Below are 2,201 nucleotides of genomic sequence, written 5' to 3'. Positions count from 1 at the left end.
CGATTTAATTACTCCCGTATGAATAAATTATATCATGCAAAACAATTTCTTCTGCCCGGTTGTGAATGTTATTACAACGCTGCACCCATTCCATTTGTTGAGTTCGCTTCAATTCCTCTGTCACGCCCTCGGTGGCTTTCATCTGCTCCATGATAGTGTCTAACCGTTCCTGTGCCTGTTCGTTCAGGTCTGCAAGATATGTCCACAATTCTCCGGTCAGTATCAATGTATTCAATCTGGCTGGGTGGACTTCCCTTAAATATTCCCGGTGCATCCGTCCGTACTTTCCGATAGGGCGGTGTTCCTCCGGCAGTTTCAAGTCCGGGATGTAGTAATCTCCGACAAGGATATAATCAATTCCGTTTTCCGTTATTCTTGGTTTCAATTCTCTCATGTTCCTTACCTCCTGTGGAAGCAGGCTCGTCTGGTACTAACTCAATCACATCGGTAATCTCACAATTCAGCGTTTCGCAGATACGGGCTAATGTATCCATGCTGATGTGCTTTCCCTCTTTGCTCATGTTGGCAATCATATTTGTTGTCATACCAGCAGCAAGCCTTAAATCCTCTTTCCTCATATCACGCTCTAACAGTGTGTGCCAGAGTGGTTTATAGCTGATGTGCATATTGTTTTCCTGCCTTTCTATCCATACCACCGGGGCGGCTGCCCCGGCAGGAACTTTTCTCTTATTATAGCACCAATCTTGTGAAATCACAATTTATTCTTGTATCCTGCCGCTGATACCGTCTGGATTGGTTTTCCTTTCTTTTTTGTTCCCTTTAATTAGCCATGAACTGCTTGACACCCTGACTTTTTGCTGATGTGTGATAAAGAAGTAATAGAAGTGTAAAAAATTTTGCCGTTCCTATCCGGCACTTGCGCATTGTGTCGGATAGGTCGGGCGGTTATTCGGGCAAGTCCACCTTGCCAACAAAAGAATAATAAATCTCAATGTCCTGTCTGCGGGTCTTGTTCTCGTCATAGCTGCACTCATGCACAACGATTTTCTCTACAAACTCCCGCAGCAGAGTAGGGGTAAGTTCTTCAAAGCTGGTATGCCGCCGGACAACATTCATAAACTTTTCTGCGTTCACGGTGGCTTCCTGTGCTTTGGAAAGCTCCGCTTGGATAGCGGCGGCTCTTTCTTTCAGCTCCCGTTGTTCTGCTTCATAGTCTGCCGACAGTTCTGTGAAACGCTCGTCCGATATGCGCCCGGTCACGCTGTCCTCATACAGCCGCTTGAAGATAGCGGATAACTCGGCTATGCGTTTCTCGGCGGCTTCCAGTTCCTTTTTCTTGGCGGCGTTCCTGCGCTTGCCCCCGTCCTCGTTCTGCTCAATCAAGAGCTTCATAAACCGGGCTTCATGCTTTGCCGCATAGCTTGTCACTTTCCGCAGATTGGAGAGTACACCAGCGGTCAAGAGGTCGGTGCGGATAAAGTGCGCCGTACAGTCATGGGTGCGCTTCTTGTAGTTGCCGCAGATATAACAGTCCTGCTTGCGCTTGTCCGTCTGGTATCGCTGCTGATACATGACACTGCCGCAGTCCGCACAGAACAGTATGCCGGAGAACAAGCCCACTTCATCATAGCGGTTGGGGCGTTTACGCTGCTTGCGAAGCTCCTGCACCCGTTCCCATGTCTGGGTGTCTATGATAGGTTCGTGGTGGTTCTCAAAGATTGCCTGCTTATCCTCGTCATTGTAAATGATTTTACTGCACTTATAGGATTGCGTGGTAGTCTTGAAGTTTACCAAACAGCCCGTGTATTCCCGGTTTTCAAGGATATGCACAACGGTATTGGTCGCCCACTTGCACTCATAGCCGGGGTGGTAACGGTGGGTGTGTCCCGTCCTGCGGTATTCCAGCGTCCCCGGCGTGGGGATTTGCTGCTCTGTGAGCATACGGGCTATCTTGGTCGGACCGTTTCCGGCAAGGCAGAGGTTGTATATCTGCTTGACTACGGGTGCAGCTTCCTCGTCAATAATAAAATTTTCGTCCTCGTCCATGAGGTAGCCATACACAGGCTTGCTTGTGATGGGCTTGCCACTCATGCCTTTTGAGCGTTTTACCGCCCGTATTTTCTTGCTCGTATCTCTCACCAGCCATTCGTTAAAAATATTCCGCAGAGGGGCAAAGTCATTGTCGCCCTGTGCGCTGTCCACTCCGTCATTGATAGCGATGAAGCGGACACCTTTCTGTG

The 2,201-nt window shown here is 48.9% G+C and carries 3 protein-coding genes and 1 pseudogene; all 4 read right to left on the bottom strand.

Going from position 1 to position 2,201, the window contains the following annotated elements; translation table 11 throughout:
• Positions 1-4: 4 nt before the first annotated feature.
• Positions 5-394 carry a TnpV protein gene (locus tag WMO29_RS16600; protein ID WP_009296082.1) on the bottom strand — a complete coding sequence of 130 codons (390 nt, stop codon included), beginning with the start codon at positions 392-394 and terminating at the stop codon, positions 5-7.
• Complete coding sequence (locus WMO29_RS16595; RefSeq protein WP_002593556.1) at positions 354-626, bottom strand: helix-turn-helix domain-containing protein; 273 nt, start codon at positions 624-626, stop codon at positions 354-356. The genes WMO29_RS16600 and WMO29_RS16595 overlap by 41 nt, the downstream gene beginning before the upstream one ends.
• 160 nt (positions 627-786) lie before the next feature.
• Positions 787-885, bottom strand: a pseudogene (locus WMO29_RS16790) (Maff2 family mobile element protein); the annotation flags it as partial.
• 21 nt (positions 886-906) lie between these two features.
• Positions 907-2,201 (bottom strand): recombinase family protein (locus WMO29_RS16590; RefSeq protein WP_349165545.1); only part of this gene is annotated, 1,295 nt, incomplete at its 5' end.

The sequence above is a fragment of the Laedolimicola intestinihominis genome, assembly GCF_040096155.1.
In the GTDB taxonomy this organism is placed as follows: domain Bacteria; phylum Bacillota; class Clostridia; order Lachnospirales; family Lachnospiraceae; genus Laedolimicola; species Laedolimicola intestinihominis.
The sequence above is the reverse complement of the archived record's forward strand: the minus strand, read 5'-3'. Positions and strand labels throughout refer to the sequence as shown.